Here is a 17,193-nt window from a genome sequence, read left to right as displayed (position 1 = left end):
TTCAGGCCCTCCCGTCGTGCAGCGGCACGCTGTTGAGTTTGGCCGTGATCGCCTGTCCGAGCTTGAGCAGAGCGAATCCGACACCGACGACAATCAAGGTGGAGATGATGAGGATCATCGCCATGGCCGCACCGACCGCCCAGTTCTGCGCGGTGTTGAACTGATTGGCAATGAGCTGACCGATCATCGATCCGCTCGCCCCGCCGAGGACTGTCGCCGTGACGTAGTCGCCGTTGAGGGGAATGAACACGAGCAGGCAGCCGGAAACGACTCCCGGCATCGCCATCGGCAGAGTCACGCGAAGGAAGGTCTTCACCTTCCCGGCGCCGAGGTCATAGCTGGCCTCCCTCAGCTTCTTGCCCGAGGCGTCGATGGCGACGAAAAGCGGCAGGATCATCAGCGGCAGATAGTTGTAGACGACGCCGATCTGCACCGCCGAGCGCGTGTAGAGGATGTCGAGCGGCCCGTCGAGCAGTCCGAGGGACTGCATCCAGTTGGACAGAAACCCATCGGGGGAGAGCATGATCTGCCAGCCGAGGGTGCGGACGAGGAAGTTCGTCCAGAACGGAACCATCACCAACGCCAGAGCCAGGGAGCGGCGGGCAGGTGCGACCTTGATCGCCAGCCAGTAGGCGAAGGGCAAGGCGATGAGGAGGCAGAGGATCGTGCCCAGGATCGAGATCCGCAGCGTCGCGAAGAAGGTCGACACGAAGCTTGAGGTCATGGCCTCCGGATACCGGTCGAAGGACAGGTGGTCTGTGGCGATGGCGGTGAACTCGTCCGGTTTGTAGCCGAAGCTGTAGAAGACGATGAGCGCCAGCGGAATGATGAAGAAGAACACCGCATAGGCCCACGTCGGAAACGACATGGCTGCCGGGCCGAAGAACTTCGTCGCAGGCTTCTTCGTCCGAGTCTGTTGAGGTCGTGTCTGGGTGCTCATGCTCCACTCCTGGCCTGGGCGTCGGCATAGATCTCCGTGCGGATCTGATCGGCCGGAGTCTTCTTGCTGGGTTCGAGACGGTCGAGGACCTCTTGAGCGGGGAAGATGAGGTCCTGTTCGTCGAGTTCGGCTTTCTTCGCCTGCTCGGCCAGTCCCTTCGTTCCGATCGGGTAGCCGATGTAGTCGAGCTGCTCGACAGCGGTGTCCGGAGAGATCATGTGGTTGATGAAAGCGTGCGCGGAGTCCGGGTGTGGGGCGCCGGTGGCGATCGCCCACGTGTCCGTCCACAGGTTCGCCGAGGGGGTCGGGAAGACGAACTTCCAGCTCTCCGGGTCCTTGACCTCGGTCAGTCCCTGCCGGGCATCACCGTTGAACGCGTGCAGCAGCGTGAAGCTGCCCTGAATCATTCCGGTCGCGGCGTTGCCGATATAGGCCTTGATGTTCGGGGCCAGCTGATCGACGATGATCTTCCGAGCTTCGTCGAGCTCGCCTTCGTCCTCGGTATTGAGGCTCACGCCCATGGCGGCCAGGGCGATCGCTGCGACCTCCCACGGATCCTCGAGCAGTGCGGTCGTGCCCGCTGCCTCTTTCTGCGCGGTGTCGACGAAATCCTGCCAACTGGTCAGATCCCGGTCGATCTTCTTCGTGTTGTAGACGAATCCGGTCGTGCCCCAGGCCTTACACACGGTGTACGTGTTCTCCGGGTCGAAGTACTGGTTCTTGAAGTTGTCATCGATGTGCTCGAAGTTCGGAATGAGGCTGAGGTCGAGTTCTTGGAGCAGATCGTGTTCGAGCATCTGCGGGACGTTCGATCCCGTTGGCACGACCACGTCGTAGCCCGAGGTTCCGCGCGAGGTCGAGAGCTTCGCCGCGAGTTCCTCGTTCGAACCGTAGGAGTCGACCTGGACGAGCACGTCGAACTTCGACTTGAAGGCGTCGATGATCTCCGGGGCATCGTAGTCGCCCCATGAGTAGAGGTTGAGCTTCGATTCGAGCTCTCCGTCGGTCGGCGGCGACGCGGCCATCTTCGTGGTCTTCCCACAGGCGCTCAGCGCTCCGAGTCCGACCACTCCGAATCCGGCCAACAGCGCTCGCCGGCTCAACCTCGCCGAGGCGGCCCGCGGCGCCAGGAACGTCACATCGGGTCTCGTCCGCGTCATCTCAGGCACCGCCCTCGACGGCCGCGGCGACCGCGCCGGGCTCACGGTCGTACACGGCGACGGCGTCGGCATCCCAGCTCAGTTCCACTTCGGTGCCGGCGCTGATCGGCTCCCGCCCTGCGGCGGGGACGCGCGCAAGGATCTCGTCGTTGTCACCGACGACGATCATGTACTGGATGACATCGCCCAAGAACGAATACGAGATCACGGAACCGCGGGCCGTGTTCGCCTCACCCGAGCCCTCGCCGGCCGGGGCGACGTGCATCCGCTCGGGGCGGATGGCTGCGCGCACCCGGTCGCCGACCGCGAGATCGCGGGGCTCACCGGCGGCGGTGGACGGTTTGAGCGTAAGGGTCGGGGCCGTCAGCACGGCGTTGGCCGTGCGCAGGGTCGCTGTCGTCGAATCGGTGGAAGCCACCTCGGCGGGGATGAAGTTCTGCTTGCCGATGAAGCCGGCGACGAAGCCGTTGTGCGGATTCGCGTAGATGTCCTCACCGGACCCGATCTGCTGGATGACGCCGTCATACATGACGACGATGCGATCGCTCATCGCCAGAGCCTCGTCCTGATCGTGGGTGACGAAGACGAAGGTCGTGTCGAGTTTCGTGTGCAGACGTTTGAGCTCGAGCTGCATCTCCTCGCGCAGCTTCCGGTCGAGCGCGGACATCGGCTCATCGAGGAGGAGGACCTGCGGTCGGTTGACCAGAGCGCGTGCCAGTGCGATGCGCTGTTGCTGACCGCCGGAGAGCTGCTCGGGCTTGCGTCCGGCGAAGTCCTCCATCTGGACGAGTGCCAAGGCTTCTCCGACCCGCTGCGCGATCTCCGGTTTCGGGACCTTCGCCTGTTTGAGTCCGTAGGCGATGTTGTCCGCGATGTTCATATGCGGGAACAGCAGGTACGACTGGAACACCGTGTTGACGGGGCGGCGGTGCGGCGGCAGGGACACGATGTCCTTGCCTGAGAGCAGGATCGCTCCGTCGGTCGGAGTCTCGAAGCCGGCGATCATCCGCAGCAGGGTGGTCTTGCCGCAGCCGGAGGGGCCGAGCAGGGAGAGGAACTCGCCCTTGCGGACGCTCAGGTCGAGGCGTTCGATGGCGGTGTTGTCGCCGAAGACCTTCTTCACGCCCTGGATCTCGAGGTGATCGAGTCCGGTCTTCGCAGAGGGCGCCGAGGTGGCTGTGCTGGTCATGATGGCCTTTCGTCTTCAGCTGGCTGAGTCGGTAGTGGTCGGTGCGTGAGGCGGCAGTGCGTCGTGGACGATGCGTCCGTTGCAGATCGTCAGTTCGTTCGTGATTCCGGTGATGTCGGTCGGCGACAGTTCGAAGGGGTTCGCGCTGGCCAGGGCGAGGTTCGCGTGCATGCCCGGGCGGATGCGGCCGTTGTCGGCCGAGCGCAGGAGGTGTGCGGAGCCTGCCGTATAGGCGCGCAGAGCCGTCGTCAGGTCGATCGCTTGGTCCGGCAAAAGGGGAGCGGCGTCAGCAGCGGTCGGGTGTGAGCGATTGAGTGCGACATGGATTGCGTCCCACGGGTTCGCCGTCGACACCGGCCAGTCCGAGCCCATCGCCAGATGGGCGCCGGTGCGGGCGAAGGATCCGAAGGGATAGAGCCAGCCGCTGCGTTCGGCGCCGAGGTACGGCAGGTTGAGGTCGATCATCTGCTCGTCGTGGCAGGCCCACAGCGCCTGCAGGTTCGCGGTGATGCCGAGTTCGGCGAAGCGCGGCACATCGGCCGGATCGACGACTTGGACGTGGGCGATATGGTGGCGTCGTTCGCCGGGGCCGGCCGTGGCAGAGCCTGTTGTGCCCGGGCTGCGGATGGCTTCGAATGCATCGAGTGCGGCCTTGACCGCGGCATCGCCGATCGCGTGGCAGTGGATGTCGAAGCCGGCCGCATCGAGGGCGGAGAATGAGGCCTCGAGGTGGGCGCGAGTGAAGTAGCTCGTTCCGAAGCCGCCGCAGGTGCAGGTGTATTCGTTCGACATCGCGGCGGTCCGGGACTCGACGATTCCGTCGAGCATGAACTTCACCGAGGTGGCGCGGAAGCGGCCGTCGGTGCGTGCGAGAGCGGTCAGTCGGGCCACCTCGGTGTCGATGTCCTCGACTCCGCGCGGCCACCACAGACTGCCGACGACTTCGGAATGGAGTTCGCCCGATTCCTCCGCCCCGACGTAGGTGCCATAGGGGTCGCGGTGGCCACCGTAGTCGCCGACGATGGCGTCCATCCACGCGGTCACGCCGAGGGAGTTGAGATAGCGCTGACCTTCCCGCAGACCGGCCAGGACCTCTTCATCGGAGGCAACGGGAACGTGGGCGGAGACGAGGTCGATGGCAGACTCGTGCAGGCACCCGGTGGGGCAGCCGGTCGAGTCGGTGACGATGACGCCGCCGACCGGTACCGTGGACGTCTCGTCGAGCCCGGCCGCAGTCATCGCCTTCGTGTTCACCCACGCGGAGTGGTGATCGGCGCTGAGCAGGATCGCGGGCCGATCGGGGCAGGCTTCGTCGAGGATGTCGGCGCTCGGATCGCCTCCGGGGAAGTGGGACATCGACCAGCCGCCGCCGATGACCCAGTCATTCGCGGGGTCGGTCGTCGAAGCAGTGTCTGCGACATAGTTCCGAATCATCTGCAGTGCCTCGTTGAGCGTTCCGGCGGCGCTGATATCGCAGGCCAGTGCCTCCTGGCCGCCGAAGGTCGTGTGCACATGGGCATCGACGAATCCGGGCGTGAGCAGTCTGCCTTCGGCGGTGATCGTGCGTTCTGCGGGAACAGCTGCGGGGCCGGTGCCGATCTCGGTGATGATTCCGTCACGGATGCTCACGCGATTCTCGGGACGCAGGGCCTCACCGTCGAAGATTGCGACGTCGAGGATGTCGAGGTCCATATGCTGCCTCCCGACTGCATTTTCGTCACAGAGGCGGATCGCAGAGTCCGCCCCTGTGTGTCGTAGATCACTGTGAAGTCACCTTAGCGGAACTTCCCCCTCGATTCCACTGATTTCGTTGCTCAGTTGTGGCTCGATAGATGGAAACTGCAATGCCTGTTGCCAACGTTGCTGAATCAGCGTCTCACTCTGCGATATTCGCACAGGAGGCATTGGCGGTACGAGGGTCGCTGGGAGAGCGAAAGCGATGGGCGGCAGGTGCTGGGAACGACGAAGCCGCGGGGCACCGACTCCGTGTCGGTGCCCCGCGGCTTCGAATGCGATGCGCTCTGCGGCGCGCAGAGACTCAGCCGGGGAACGTCTCCCCGGTGAGCTTCTCGAAGGCCTCGATGTAGCGGGCACGGGTCTTCTCGACGACCTCGGCGGGCAGCGCAGGGGGAGGAGTGTCCGATGCCTTGTCCCAGCCGGACTCCTCGGTCAGCCAGTCGCGGACGAACTGCTTGTCGAAGCTCGACTGCGCCTTGCCGGCCTCATAGCCCTCGGCGTCCCAGAAGCGGGAGGAGTCCGGGGTGAGCACTTCGTCACCGAGGACGATCGTGCCATCGGGCAGGGTCCCGAACTCGAACTTCGTGTCGGCGAGGATGATTCCGCGTTCCCTGGCGATCTGCTCGGCGCGCTGGTAGATCTCCACGGTCAGGTCGCGCAGCTTCTCTGCGGTCTCGGTGCCGACGGTCTTCGCGACGGCGTCGAAGCTGACGTTCTCATCGTGTTCCCCGAGCTCGGCCTTCGTTGCCGGGGTGAAGATCGGAGGTTCGAGGCGATCTGCCTCGACGAGTCCGGCCGGCAGTTGGATTCCGCACACGGACCCGGTCGCCCGGTAATCGGACATTCCCGAACCCGTGAGGTAGCCGCGGGCCACGCACTCGACCGGGAACATGGAGAGGTTCTTGACGATGAGACCGCGACCGCGGACGGCCTCGGGCACATCTGAGCTGATAACATGATTGCCGATGACGTCGGCGAGTTGATCGAACCACCACAGGCTCAGGCCCGTGAGCACCTTGCCCTTGTCCGGGATCTCCGAATCGAGCACCCAGTCATAGGCCGAGATCCGGTCCGAGGCGACCATGAGCAGCTGTTCGGCGCTCGCGGCATCGGCGGCATCGACGGGAATGAAGAGGTCGCGGACCTTCCCCGAGTACACGTGCTTCCAGCCCGGCAGCACCGGAGGCTGCGGTGCGGGGGCGGCGTAGCCGGGGGCGAGTTCGATGCGACCGGCGGCGGCCGCATCGGCGATGTCGGTGCGGTGCTGCTCGCCGTCCCACTTGATCTCGTCGACCGCGGCATAGGCCTTCGCCCGCGCATCGTCGAGGTTGTTGCCGAGGGAGACGACGGAGAGCACACGGCCGCCGGAGGTGACGATGTCACCGGTCTCGGCGATGTCCTTCGTGATTACCGCATCCTCGGGGGCGAATCCGCCGCTGGGGCCGGTCGCGAGCTTCGTACCCGCGTGCAGGACGCTGATGTCCGTCAGCGTTTCGGACGTGCTGAGTCCGCGGATGATGTCCCCGGTGCTCGGCGTGCCCGGGTAGTTCTCCGCGGCCATGACCACGGTCACCGAGGAGCGCGGATCCCAGTCGAGGGACCCGATCTCGTCGAGGCGGCCCTCGGCGGCGGCGAGCAGGGTCTGGCCCAATGGACTGCTCAGTCGGGCGAGGACGGACTGCGTCTCCGGATCGCCGAAGCGGACGTTGAACTCGATGACGCGCAGGCCCTTCGACGTCAGCGCCAGGCCGCAGTAGAGCAGACCGGTGAACGGAGTGCCGCGGCGGGCCATCTCGTCGACGACGGGCTGGGCGACGGTGTCGACGATCTCCTCGACCGTGCCCGCAGGCAGCCACGGCAGCGGCGAATACGCGCCCATTCCGCCCGTGTTCGGTCCGGTATCGCCATCGCCGATGCGTTTGAAGTCCTGGGCCGGGGCCAGGGGGACGGTGGTCTTGCCGTCGCAGAGGACGAACAGGGAGACCTCGGGGCCGTCGAGGTAGTCCTCGATGACGACCCGGTCGGAGACCTCAAGGCAGGAGCTCGCATGGGACAGCGCGGCATCGAAGTCATCGGTGACGACGACTCCCTTCCCGGCTGCCAGACCATCGGCCTTGACCACATGCGGGGCACCGAACTCGCGCAGAGCGGCGGCGGCCTCATCGGGGGAGTATGCGACGCGGGCGGCCGACGTCGGCACATTCGCGGACTCCATGACCTCCTTCGCAAATGCCTTGGAGCCTTCGAGCACGGCGGCTTCCGCGCTGGGGCCGAAGACGGGGAACGACGCTTCGCGCAGAGCATCCGCGACACCGGCGACCAGCGGGGCTTCGGGACCGATGACGACGAGATCGACGTCGAGGGTCTCGGCCAGCGCGGTCACTGCGGCGGCATCCGAGGCGTCGACGGCCTCGGTGTGGGCGATCTGCGCGATACCGGGATTGCCGGGAGCGGCAATGACGGCGTCGACCTGCGGGTCGCGCGAGAGAGCAAGGACGAGGGCGTGTTCACGGGCGCCCGAACCGATGACAAGAACCTTCACGCCACCAGCCTAAAGGGTCGTAGGCTTGAGTGCGTGACCTTCTCGACTTTCACCCCCGCTCAAGCCGCTGAGCTCGCCGTCGTCGAGCGTTCCGGCTTCATCGAATCCCGGCATATCGGGTCCGCTGTCGTCCTCGACCCCCAGGGATCACCGCTGATCAGCCTGGGTGCCCCGGATGTTCCCGTGTTCACCCGGTCGAGTCTCAAACCGCTGCAGGCGATCGCGGCGATGAGCCTCGGTGCACAGCTCGAGGGGCAGTCCGCGGCATTGGCTATGGCCTCGCACAAGTCCGAATCCGGACATGTGGCGGTCGTGTCCGCGATGCTGGAGGCCGCCGGGCTGAGCGTGTCCGACCTGCAATGCCCCTCCGCCCACCCCGCCGATGGTGCCTTCCGCCGTGAACTGCAGGAGACTGCGCGAGCCCAGGGAGCTGAGAACACTGACCCGCGCTCGCCCCTGTACTTCAACTGCTCCGGCAAGCATGCGGCGTTCCTCGCCGCCGCCCGCGCCATCGGCGCCGACACCTCCACCTATCTGTCGCCGGATCATCCCGTGCAGCAGAAGGTCGCCGAGGTGGTTGCCGCCTTCGCCTCGGAGGAGCCGTCCGCGGTCGGCATCGACGGCTGCGGGGCTCCCGTGTTCGCGCTCAGCCTCACCGGTCTGGCCCGCGCGATCGGCCGCGTCATCCGGATGGGCAGCACCGACGGTGACGCCGAGGAGACGGGAGCGTGGGCTGCCTATGCGAACGAGGCTCGCACCCTCACCGAGGCGGTCTTCGCCGACCCATGGACCATCGAAGGCCACGGCCGGCCGAACTCGACAGTCATCGACGAGCTCGGCGTCTTCGCCAAAGGCGGAGCCGAAGGAGTCATCGTCATGGCCACCCGCTCCGGGTATTCGGTGGCGCTGAAATGCCTCGACGGGTCATCTCGGGCCACCGGGTTCGTCGCTCTCACCCTGTTCCAGCGGGCGGGAGCGTTCGATGCCGAGCCGCGGGGCGCCTCGGCGACGGGGAACGACAAAGTCGACGCCGTGATCGCAGCGATCACGGATCCGGTCACCGGAGGCACGGATTCCGAGGGGCGGACGAACGTTGTCGGACGCCTGAAGCTCGGGGAAGATATTGCCACAATCAGTGAGAGGAAGAGGGACTGATGGCGATTCGCAGAAGGATCGACCCCGATCAGGGGCGCGGTGCACTCGAGATGTGGCTGACCCAGGCGAGGCTCGACGCGGCCACGGCCGACCGGTCGACCATCGCCACCGCCGTGCGCTTCACCCTCGAAGAGCTCGCCTCCCGAGCCGAAGGCAACAGCGTCGAAGTCCGGGTCCCGCCGTTCGGCGTCACCCAGTGCATCGCCGGCCCACGACACACTCGGGGCACCCCGCCGAACGTCGTCGAGACCTCCGCCGAAGTGTGGCTGAATCTGGTCACTGGGCGCACCGACTTCCAGGCCGCGCTCGCCGCCGGAGACATCGACGCCTCGGGAACCCGAGCCGACCTCGGCGACTTCCTGCCCCTCTTCACCGACGCAGAACTCGAGGCCTGAAGATGAGCGCACAGATCACGCAGACGACGTCGTTCATCGGCGGCCGGCATGTGCCGTCCCTGCTCACCTACGCCAATATCGACCCGGCCACAGGAGGCCAGCTCGGAGATATCGCCCGCGCCGGAGCCGACGAGGTCGACCGGGCCGTGCACGCGGCGGCGAAAGCACAGAAGGAATGGAAGCGCTCGAGTCCCGAACAGCGCTCCCGACTGCTCATCGCCACCGCGGCCGTCATCACCGCCAACCGTGACGATCTGGCCCGCATCGAATCCGAGGACACTGGCAAACCGCTCACCCAGGCCTATGCCGACGTCGACGTCTGCGCCCGCTACTTCGAGTTCTACGGCCACACCATCGAGTCCTACTACGGGCATGCGATTCCGATGGCCGAGGACATGCACGTCTACACGCGCCGTGAGCCCTTCGGCGTCACCGGGCATATCGTGGCCTGGAACTATCCGCTCCAGCTCATCGGCCGCGCCGCCGCCACCTCGCTGGCAACAGGCAACTGCGCCGTCGCCAAACCCGCGGATGAGACCCCGCGCTCGACCGTGCGGCTGGCCGAACTCATCCACTCCGTCGGCTTCCCGGCCGGAGCCTTCAACGTCGTCACCGGACTCGGCGCCGAGGCGGGAGCGGCGTTGAGCGCCCACCCCGGGGTGGCACATCTGGGCTTCGTCGGGTCGACGCAGACCGGTTCGGCCATCGCCCACGCCGCCGCCGATCGAGTCGTGCCCACGGTCCTCGAGCTCGGTGGGAAGTCCGCGAACATCGTCTTCCCCGATGCCGATATCGATGCGGCGATCCCATCGCTCGTGCGCTCGATCATCCAGAACGCCGGGCAGACCTGCTCGGCCGGATCCCGGCTCATCGTCCACCGCGACATCCACGCCGAGGTCGTCGACAAGATGGCCGCGGCCATGGCGAAGGTGACCATCGGCTACGGCCTCGACGACCCGATGCTCGGGCCCCTGATATCGACCAAACAGCATGAACGGGTCGGCGGGTTCCTCGCCACAGTCGACTCCGGACAGATCATCACGGGCGGCACCCGACCCGACGGTCTGGCCGACGACCTCGCCGCTGGGGCGTTCATCACCCCCACCATCGTCGACGCCGTCGACCCTAAGTCCCGGATCGCCCAGGAAGAGGTCTTCGGCCCCGTCGTCGCGACCCTGCCGTTCGCCGACGACGACGAAGCCGTGGCGCTGGCCAACGGCACCGACTACGGCCTCGTCAGCGCACTGTGGACGCAGAACATCTCCCGCGCCCACCGATTGGCTGCCGAGGTCGATGCCGGCCAGATCTTCGTCAACACCTATGGTGCCGGCGGGGGAGTCGAACTGCCCTTCGGCGGGTTCAAGAAGTCCGGCTACGGTCGCGAGAAGTCCATCGAAGCCCTCGACGAATACACGCAGACGAAGACCGTCGCCATCAAGCTGTGACGGTGAGGAAGGGGCCGGTGCGCCGATGACCTTCCCGGTGCTCGGGCTCGTCCTCATCGCCGCCGTCGCCCACGCCGTCTGGAACCTCGCCGCGAAGTCCGTCACCGGCAGAGGCTATGCCTTCGTGCTCGCCTACCACGGGCTCTCGGCGCTCCTGCTCGCCCCGGTCGCGGCCGTCATCATCGCCACCGGCGCGCAGCCGCTGAACTGGGGACTGGTCGGCGCGGCGGCGCTGAGCGCGGTCTTCCACATCGCCTACTCCGTGGCCCTGCAGTCCGGTTACGACCACGCCCCGCTGGGCGTCGTCTACCCGACGGCGCGCGGCATCGGGCCGGTCGTGACGATCATCATCGCCGTGGCCTTCCTCGGTGAGCGTCCCACCCTCGCCGAGGCGGTCGGAGCCTTCACCGTCATCGCCGGCATCGCCGTCGTCACGATCCGTCCCCGCGGCGGCGGGGACGGCCCCACGAGCAGCGACGGTCTGCGACGGGGGCTCGCCTGGGGCGGGCTGATCGGGGCGTTCATCGCCTCGTACACACTCTGGGACGACTTCGCCGTGAACCATGTCAGCGATTCCCCGCTGCTCTACTTCGCCGTCTCCGAAGCCTGCGTCGGGCTCATCATGACCGTCGGAATGGTCGCGCTTCCCGGCGGCCGGGAGAAGCGCGCGGACTTCCGCGAGATCCTTTTGAGCCACAAGCGCGCGCTCGTGACCGTGGCGATCCTCTCACCGCTCGCGTACGTGCTCGTCCTCTACGCGATGCAGCAGGCACCGGTGGCGCTCGTGGCCCCCGTGCGGGAGACCTCGATCATCGTCGGCACCCTGCTGGCGTGGTGGTTCTTCGGTGAGAAGAACGTCGTGCTCAAACTCGTCGGTGCTCTCGTCGTGGTCTCCGGCATCGGGCTCGTCGCCCTCGGGTGAGAGCGTTCCGCCTCAGCGGCGGCGGCCCGGCTGACGGCGGTTGACCCGCACCACCCGCACCGGGCACACGGCATGCGAGAGCACACCCTGTGACGTCGACCCGAGGACGGTGGAGACGAACCCGCCGCGGCCACGGGAGCCGATGACCAGGAGATCGGCGGTGTACGTGGCCGACACGAGCACCTCGGTGGCGGGAGCATCGAAGATCGAGAACCGCACCTCGAGATCGGGGAAGTCTCCCTTCAGCGAGTCGGCAGAGGCGGTGAAGGCCTTCGCCGCCTCGTCGTACATCCGGATGAGGTGCTCCTCGCTGGGCATCCACTCGGGCGAGAGGATATGCGTGGCGGTGACCCCGACGAGGCGCAGCGGAACACCGTAGATCGCGGCCTGAGCGGCCGCGGCACGCAGCACCGGGGTGTCGGTCTCGAAGGGATCGACGGCGGCGACGACCTCACCGGAGAAGTCGGGACGCGACCGTCCGTCCGCCTCGGCGGAGGGATCATCGGTCGTGCGGACGGGATCATCGACGGGCAGGGGAGTCGTCGGCATGATCCGGGTCGGCCACGTGCTCGGGACGACGACGGTCGGGCACTGCGAATGCGCGGGCATGGCCAGGGCCACGGAGCCGAGGAGGCGACCGGCGAACCCACCGCGACCGCGCGCGCCGACGACGGCGAGGGCGGCGTTCTTCGAATGCTCGACCATTACTCCGGAGGCGTCACCGGGCACGATCGTCGTCGACACGGGAACGCCGGCCTTGGTGACGGTGGCGGCGGCCGCCTCGGCGATGTCTTCGACGGTCTTCTTCACGGCGTCGTCGAAATCGGCGGGGTAGACGATATCGGCCTGGCTCATATTGACGCCGGGGACGGTGTAGGCGGAGACGATGCGGATCTCTGCGGAGGTCTTCTGTGCATGCGTGATCGCCCACTGCAGGGCGCATTCGGCGTTGTCGGAACCGTCGATGCCGACGATGATCGTGTGGGACATATCGCAAACCTCTGTCTTCAGTGACCGTCAATCTGGGTGAGTCCAGTTTAGTTGTGTCCAGTTTATGGGAAGTGGCGTGAGACTGCCTGGGAAGAACCTCAGGCTGACTCGACTAGACTGTTCGGGACCTGTTGTTCCGGGGTATTCCCGGTGATCCATCGGCCCCATCCGGCCACGTGTCCAAGGAGATCATGAAGGACCAGATCGACGTCTCCGTCCGTCGCAGCCCCAAGTACTCGGTGTTCATGGGCATCGGCGCGGTGCTCGGCATCGCGATCGCTGGAATCCTCGCGATCTTCGTCGACCCGGCCGATATGCCGATGGGCTACACGGTGGGCAAGGGGATGGGCCTGATGCTGCTCGTCCTCGGGATCGGCGGACTGTTCCTCGGCGGACTTGTCGCCCTCATCCTCGACTGGAGGGGACGGAAGAAGGCGAAGGAATTCCGGGTCGATGCGCAGATCGACATGGTCGACGATCCGAAGGAGATCGCGCGCCGTCGCATCGCCGAAGCCCGCGGGGAGGACCCCGATGCCGGTGCCGACGAAGGTGCGGCCGCCTCGGCGAACACGGAGTCCGCGCCCGCAGACGATACGCATGCTCAACCCGCAGTCGACGACGAGGGCGATGCGGGAACCGGCCGGGATTCGGCACCTGGTTCCACAGTCTGAGCACCGGGTCAGAGCGTCGTTGCGGGTATGAGACAATTTCACTCGTGGCAAGAGGAGACGGGCAGCTGACGCACGAAATCGACCCCCAGGACCGCGGACCGCAGGACGAATGCGGTGTGTTCGGAGTCTGGGCCCCCGGCGAGGAAACCGCCAAACTCACATACTTCGGGCTCTACGCCCTGCAGCACCGCGGACAGGAGTCCGCGGGAATCGCTGCCAGCAACGGCAAGCAGATCCTCATCTACCGCGACATGGGCCTGGTCTCCCAGGTGTTCCACGAACGCGATCTCGAGCTCCTGCAGGGCCATATCGCCGTCGGCCACACCCGGTATTCGACGACCGGATCACCGTCGTTCGAGAACGCTCAGCCCACCCTGGGGCCGACCCCATTCGGCACCGTGGCGCTGGCCCACAACGGCAATCTGACGAACTTCGACGCCCTCGAAGCCATGGCCGATGCCCGCCGCGACCACGCGACGAAGGTCGTCGAGGAGGCCACGAAGAAGTCGGCCCGCACCCGGCCCTTCCGTGATTCCTCGAATGACACCTCCCTGGTCACCGAGCTCTTCGCGACCGAAGACGGAGAGAACCTCACCGAGGCGGCGCTGAGTCTGCTGCCGCATGTCGAAGGCGCGTTCTCGCTGGTCTACATGGACGAGCACACCCTCTACGCCGCGCGTGACCGGCACGGGGTCCGACCCCTGTCGCTGGGCCGGCTGGAGAACGGCTGGGTCGTGGCCTCGGAGACCGCGGCACTCGACATCGTCGGTGCTAAGTTCGTCCGCGACATCGAACCCGGTGAGCTCATCGCCATCGACGAAGACGGTCTGCGTTCGCACCGCTTCGCCGAACCGAGCCAAGCTCGCTGCGTCTTCGAATACGTCTACCTCGCGCGTCCCGACAGCAAGCTCAACGGCAAGAACGTCCACGCCGCACGGACCCAGATGGGCCGCCAGCTGGCCGAGGAGTACCCTGTTGACGCAGACCTCGTCATCGCCACCCCGGAATCCGGAACTCCCGCGGCCGTCGGCTATGCCGAGGCCTCGGGCATCCCGTTCGGCCAGGGGCTGATGAAGAACGCCTATGTCGGACGCACCTTCATCCAGCCTTCGCAGACCCTGCGGCAGCTGGGCATCCGCCTCAAGCTCAACCCGATCCGGGAGAACATTGAAGGTCGACGCCTCGTCGTCGTCGACGATTCGATTGTGCGCGGAAACACTCAGCGCGCCCTGATCCGCATGCTGCGGGAGGCCGGAGCGGCCGAGGTCCATGTGCGCATCTCCTCCCCGCCGGTGAAGTGGCCGTGCTTCTACGGCATCGACTTCGCCACCCGTGCCGAGCTGATCGCCAACGGCCTGACCACGAACGAGATTTGCGAGAACCTCGACGCGGACTCTCTGGGCTATATCTCTCTGGACGGCATGATCGCCGCCACCGAGCAGGAGCGCAGCCAGCTGTGCACCGCCTGCTTCTCGGGCGAGTACCCGATTCCCGTCAACAACACACCCGCCGACAAAGGATGCTGAGTTGAGTTCCGAAGCGAACCCGAAGTCCACCACCTATGCCGCCGCCGGCGTCGACGTCGAAGCCGGAGACCGCGCCGTCGAACTGATGAAAGCTGCCGTCTCGGCCACCCACAACTCCTCGGTCGTCGGTGGGATGGGCGGATTCGCCGGACTCTTCGACGTCTCCGTACTCAAGGACTTCGAGCGTCCGCTGCTCGCCTCGTCGACCGACGGAGTGGGCACGAAGGTCGCCATCGCTCAGGCCATGGATAAGCACGACACCATCGGCTACGACCTTGTGGGCATGGTCGTCGACGACATCATCGTCTGCGGTGCCCGACCCCTGTTCATGACCGACTACATCGCCTGCGGCAAGGTCGTGGCCGAACGCATCGCCGATATCGTGCGGGGAATCGCCGACGCCTGTGCCTCGGCCGGTGTCGCCCTGGTCGGCGGGGAGACCGCCGAACACCCGGGGCTGCTCGGAGTCGATGAGTACGATGTCGCCGGTGCCGCCACCGGTGTCGTCGAGGCCTCGAAGCTGCTTGGACCCGAGAAGGTCCGTGCCGGTGACGTGCTCATCGGTCTGCCGTCCTCGGGCATCCACTCCAACGGCTACTCCCTGGTCCGCCACGTCATCGCCGAGGCGGGATGGGGCCTGGATAAGCATGTCTCGGAGTTCGGGCGCACCCTCGGTGAGGAGCTGCTCGTTCCCACCCATGTCTACACCGGTGAGCTCGCCGCTCTCTTCGACGCGCTGCCCGAAGCCGTGCATTCGGTCTCGCATGTCACCGGCGGAGGACTCTCGGCCAATGTGGCCAGGGTGCTCCCGCAGGGGCTGGTGGCGAAGATGTCACGGGCTTCGTGGGAGATCCCGGCGGTGTTCAACGTACTCGGTGATCTCGGCGGAGTGCCGCAGGACGACCGGGAACGCACCTGGAACCTCGGCGTCGGCATGGTCCTCGTCGTCGACGCGGAATCGGTCGACGGTGTGCTCGCCGCTAGCCCCGGAGCCTGGGTGCTCGGCGACGTCGCCGCCGACGACGGAACTCTCGCCACCGACCCCGACTATGTGCAGGGCGCCAAGGGCGTCGACGGGGGCGCCGCGATCCTGCAGTAAGGCTCGTGCGGCTCGTCTCGCTGGGGGAGCTTCCCTCACTCGAACTCTCACACCCTCGTGCTCCTGCACGGGGGTGTGCTGCTTCCGGTGCGTGATGGCCACGGGACGGGAGGAAATGCACGGAACGGTGGGGATGAGCGTGAGGGCACAGCCGCCTCGGCGAGATAATTCTCAGCACGCACGACAAAGGGCGGAGACCGAAGTCTCCGCCCTCTGTGTGTCAGATCAGCCGCGTTGGGCTGCAGTCATCTGAGTTCAGTTCTCGTACTCGTCGTCATCGTCGACGTTGTACTTGTCGGCGTAAGCCGAGTAGTCAGGTTCATCGTCGTAAGGATCGGACGGACCAGACTTGTGCGCGTCGGCGCCGAGCTCCTGCTGGAGTCTATTAAGGTCGGTATCCGGGCTGTAGTACTTCAGCTTCCGAGCTACCTTGATCTGCTTTGCCTTTGCGCGGCCGCGACCCACTGGCGTGACCCCCTCCGTCGTCATTGGGGCGATTCGCCCCGGACTAGATCTCTGCTATGCGCTTAAATCCTACCTGTTCGTACTGGGAAGTTCCATTTTGCGAGCCGACCTTGGATAGGCTGAACCCATGGCCTACCGTCGCGATTATGTCGTCACCCTGCGGATCTTCGAACCTCTTGTGGTGCATTCCGAATTGCAAGACAGGCAGGTGGAGGACAACCGGTCGCGCATCGAGGAGCAGATTTCCCACGACGCCGACAAGCGCTTGATCTCCCTGCCTCCGTCGCCTGTGGCCGATTCCTTCCGGCGCACTCCGATCTTCCTTCCGGCGTCTCAGACCGCGGACGGAGTGGACCGTTTCTGCCCTGCTCAGGAGGACATCCGCGGGTGGGAGGCGCTCGAATCGCTGGCCGAGCACACCTCGAAGGCGACCCTGGACATCGTCGCTCCGAAGTCCGCTCGCCGCCGTGCCGCGAGCCGCCGTGCGGAGTGGCTGCAGGACGCGAAGGACACACGGATCTTCACCCGGGTCTCGGCCTGGGACGTGCCGCCGTCGTGGTGGCTGTTCTTCTCCCTGAGCGAGGATCAGATCATCACCGAGGAGACCGACGAGGGGCTGCGGGTGCTCATCCGCACGGACATCCTGGCCGCCTCGGCGCGCATGGAATGGGCTTCCGAGACGATCGCGGACACCTCGAAGGTCGTCGACATGGTCGAGCAGACCTCGGTCCTGGCCGAGTGGATCGATACCTTCGATATGAACTCGATCCTCGAGCTCGACCTCGGCGGGATGTCCGATGTGCTGTGGCCGAGCGAGGCCGCGGAGCTCGTCGACTCGTGGGTCACCGCGCTGAGCAACAGCGATTCCGAGTCCGCGGTCGCCGCCTTCCAGAAGTATGCGGCCGGGTGGGAGCAGCTCAACCTCTACGCCCGCAGCTCCTGACCCTTATTGCTACC

The 17,193-nt window shown here is 66.1% G+C and carries 15 protein-coding genes; 8 read left to right on the top strand and 7 right to left on the bottom strand.

Translation table 11 applies throughout. From position 1 onward, the window contains the following. Position 1 precedes the first annotated feature (1 nt). From BEP01S_RS16040 to purD, 5 genes are all read right to left on the bottom strand, one after another. Positions 2-940 carry an ABC transporter permease gene (locus BEP01S_RS16040; protein WP_039208096.1) on the bottom strand — a complete coding sequence of 313 codons (939 nt, stop codon included), beginning with the start codon at positions 938-940 and terminating at the stop codon, positions 2-4. After that, positions 937-2,100, bottom strand: coding sequence for a polyamine ABC transporter substrate-binding protein (locus BEP01S_RS16035; protein WP_062245391.1), 1,164 nt, complete (start codon positions 2,098-2,100; stop codon positions 937-939). The genes BEP01S_RS16040 and BEP01S_RS16035 overlap by 4 nt, the downstream gene beginning before the upstream one ends. A gap of 1 nt (position 2,101) precedes the next feature. Further along, positions 2,102-3,289 carry an ABC transporter ATP-binding protein gene (locus tag BEP01S_RS16030; RefSeq protein ID WP_039208093.1) on the bottom strand — a complete coding sequence of 396 codons (1,188 nt, stop codon included), beginning with the start codon at positions 3,287-3,289 and terminating at the stop codon, positions 2,102-2,104. A gap of 15 nt (positions 3,290-3,304) precedes the next feature. Further along, a complete protein-coding gene (locus BEP01S_RS16025) occupies positions 3,305-4,981 on the bottom strand; it encodes an amidohydrolase (RefSeq protein ID WP_062245389.1) in 1,677 nt (558 codons plus the stop codon). A 346-nt stretch (positions 4,982-5,327) separates the two neighbouring features. Continuing rightward, positions 5,328-7,568, bottom strand: a complete 2,241-nt coding sequence (gene purD, locus BEP01S_RS16020) for a phosphoribosylamine--glycine ligase (protein ID WP_062245387.1) — start codon at positions 7,566-7,568, stop codon at positions 5,328-5,330. Between the two features lie 33 nt (positions 7,569-7,601). Between purD and BEP01S_RS16015 the strand changes: the two genes are divergently transcribed. Genes BEP01S_RS16015 through BEP01S_RS16000 form a run of 4 tightly spaced genes read left to right on the top strand, consistent with a single transcriptional unit; the run spans position 7,602 to position 11,485 of the window. Next, entirely contained in the window at positions 7,602-8,723 is a 1,122-nt protein-coding gene (locus tag BEP01S_RS16015; protein WP_062245384.1) for an asparaginase, read from the top strand. Further along, entirely contained in the window at positions 8,723-9,118 is a 396-nt protein-coding gene (locus BEP01S_RS16010; protein ID WP_062245381.1) for a sterol carrier family protein, read from the top strand. The genes BEP01S_RS16015 and BEP01S_RS16010 overlap by 1 nt, the downstream gene beginning before the upstream one ends. A 2-nt stretch (positions 9,119-9,120) precedes the next feature. Next, on the top strand, positions 9,121-10,563 hold the full coding sequence (locus BEP01S_RS16005) for an aldehyde dehydrogenase family protein (RefSeq protein WP_062245378.1): 1,443 nt from the start codon (positions 9,121-9,123) through the stop codon (positions 10,561-10,563). A gap of 25 nt (positions 10,564-10,588) precedes the next feature. Further along, positions 10,589-11,485 carry an EamA family transporter gene (locus BEP01S_RS16000; protein ID WP_062245375.1) on the top strand — a complete coding sequence of 299 codons (897 nt, stop codon included), beginning with the start codon at positions 10,589-10,591 and terminating at the stop codon, positions 11,483-11,485. A gap of 12 nt (positions 11,486-11,497) precedes the next feature. Here BEP01S_RS16000 and BEP01S_RS15995 read toward each other — a convergent pair whose 3' ends face one another. Then, positions 11,498-12,475: a universal stress protein gene (locus BEP01S_RS15995; protein ID WP_062245371.1), complete on the bottom strand. Its 978-nt coding sequence runs from the start codon at positions 12,473-12,475 to the stop codon at positions 11,498-11,500. A gap of 191 nt (positions 12,476-12,666) precedes the next feature. Here BEP01S_RS15995 and BEP01S_RS15990 point away from each other — a divergent pair, with 191 nt between their 5' ends. The 3 genes from BEP01S_RS15990 to purM are packed head-to-tail and all read left to right on the top strand — an operon-like array spanning position 12,667 to position 15,771. Then, positions 12,667-13,146, top strand: coding sequence for a hypothetical protein (locus BEP01S_RS15990; protein ID WP_062245368.1), 480 nt, complete (start codon positions 12,667-12,669; stop codon positions 13,144-13,146). A 44-nt stretch (positions 13,147-13,190) separates the two neighbouring features. Continuing rightward, positions 13,191-14,672: an amidophosphoribosyltransferase gene (gene purF, locus BEP01S_RS15985; RefSeq protein ID WP_062245366.1), complete on the top strand. Its 1,482-nt coding sequence runs from the start codon at positions 13,191-13,193 to the stop codon at positions 14,670-14,672. 1 nt (position 14,673) lies between these two features. After that, positions 14,674-15,771, top strand: coding sequence for a phosphoribosylformylglycinamidine cyclo-ligase (purM, locus tag BEP01S_RS15980; protein ID WP_062245363.1), 1,098 nt, complete (start codon positions 14,674-14,676; stop codon positions 15,769-15,771). A 255-nt stretch (positions 15,772-16,026) separates the two neighbouring features. Here purM and BEP01S_RS15975 read toward each other — a convergent pair whose 3' ends face one another. Beyond that, the gene (locus BEP01S_RS15975; RefSeq protein WP_369865751.1) at positions 16,027-16,260 is read right to left on the bottom strand and encodes a DUF3073 domain-containing protein; all 234 of its coding nucleotides are present in this window, start codon (positions 16,258-16,260) and stop codon (positions 16,027-16,029) included. A 103-nt stretch (positions 16,261-16,363) separates the two neighbouring features. Between BEP01S_RS15975 and BEP01S_RS15970 the strand changes: the two genes are divergently transcribed. After that, on the top strand, positions 16,364-17,179 hold the full coding sequence (locus BEP01S_RS15970) for a DUF8083 family protein (RefSeq protein WP_062245360.1): 816 nt from the start codon (positions 16,364-16,366) through the stop codon (positions 17,177-17,179). Positions 17,180-17,193: the final 14 nt, after the last annotated feature.

The sequence above is a fragment of the Brevibacterium epidermidis NBRC 14811 genome (assembly GCF_001570805.1).
Taxonomy (GTDB): domain Bacteria; phylum Actinomycetota; class Actinomycetes; order Actinomycetales; family Brevibacteriaceae; genus Brevibacterium; species Brevibacterium epidermidis.
The sequence above is the reverse complement of the archived record's forward strand: the minus strand, read 5'-3'. Positions and strand labels throughout refer to the sequence as shown.